1 protein-coding gene is annotated in these 1634 nt (G+C 34.2%); it reads right to left on the reverse strand.

The genetic code is table 11. From position 1 onward, the window contains the following. Positions 1-163 precede the first annotated feature (163 nt). Positions 164-1384, reverse strand: a complete 1221-nt coding sequence (locus GSA01S_RS10085; protein ID WP_066127239.1) for a coiled-coil domain-containing 22 family protein — start codon at positions 1382-1384, stop codon at positions 164-166. Positions 1385-1634: the final 250 nt, after the last annotated feature.

Raw genomic sequence — 1634 nt, forward strand, 5'->3', positions numbered from 1 at the left:
TACTTCTTGCCCACTCCCTTTACTTTAGTAAAGCAATAATTTTAAATTTAAGTATTTTAATTTTTGAGACAAACAAATAGACTAAGCAATGATTACTGCTTAGTCTATTTGTTTGTAAATTCTATTTTCTTCCTAGAATAAATCAAATTTCTTTGAAACTCTCTTAGTTATAATCCGTAACTTCATCAACTTCTGTCGCGCCATCTAATGCATGAGTACCGGCCTCAGCACCTTTTTTACCAGCTAATGTTGATAAAGCTGCTGCAATTGCAAGACTGATGAAGGCGATAATAGAATATTTAGATGTTTCATTCATTACCTCATTAGTTGTTTCGACAACTTCTTCTGATGTGTCTTCAACCTTAGTTACTAACTCATTTAATTGAGTTTCGGCATCATTTAATAATTTTTTAGCATTTTCTTGTGCTTCAGCATATGAAGTTTTGATATTTTCAACCGCTTCAGCCGCTTCTTGTTCAGATAAGTCGGTATTTTCGGCAATGGCATTAGATAATTTTTCTTCATCTAATCCCTCGCCGATTGATGTTAATCGTTCTTCAATGGCGGCATAGACACCTTCTAATTCAGTCCCAGCATCTTTACCATCGACAACAATAGCTTTTGCAGCATCTTGAATATCGGTTACGGTATCATCTAATTGTGATTGTAAAAAATTTGGTTGCAATTCTGGAATTTCAGAGGCAACTAATGCATCTTGAACTTCTTTGTCTAAATCAGTCGTATCTAATTGTAAATTACTAGTAATCGTATCAAATGCTTCTTGTGATAAGTCGGCAGTTACTTTACCAGCTGTAGTTGCCACATTAGTAATCGAATTACCAGCAACGCCTAATAATGAACCAATCGTATTAAATGCAGAACCAAGAGCTGAAGTAGCAATGTATAATGCAGCGACTAATCCAATAGCCCATGTAAGGAAACCATGCATGGCACCCGCACGATTAGCTGTAAATCCTGCAACATATCCACCCGCACATAGTGAAATGATAAATGAAATAATCGTCCAAATTATCAAACCAGTTCCCACACCTTCAAGAGGGTTGGTTGCGGTTAAGTCAGTAACGCCTAATCCGATTGAAGTAGAAATTAATGAAAATAGTATGCTTAACGCTAAAAATGTTAATAAACCAGCAAAAATTGATCGCCACGATAAATTGACACCGGCTTTTTCAACTTCCAAATCATGGAAGTTGCTTCTAGTATGGTGAATGCCCTCGGTGTTGTATCGATTATATTTTGGTCGATTGTCATCTTTGTCATCGTCATCTATAATAATACGATCAACTTCGCTAGCTCGTTCTTTGACCTCTGCTTCGCTTAATGGCATGTTGCCATTGACTACTTTTTTATCCTTATCTTCCATGTTGGTCTCTCCTTTTTTTCTATTAATCTATTTATTTAATCGATAATAGAGTGATATTTTAATAAACAAATACACATCAATTCCTCGCTTATATTATGAATCTTAAATAGTAAGCACTCACTATTTGTTTATGTTTCCATTATATTAAATTTTAGAAAATAATGCTAGTATTATCCCTTAAAAGCGGATTAAAAATTTTTTCAGGCAAGAATATCCGATTTTAAGCGTTTTATTTTAATTTTTTTTGATT

Origin of the sequence: Globicatella sanguinis NBRC 15551 (assembly GCF_001552295.1) — a bacterium.
Taxonomy (GTDB): Bacteria; Bacillota; Bacilli; order Lactobacillales; family Aerococcaceae; genus Globicatella; species Globicatella sanguinis.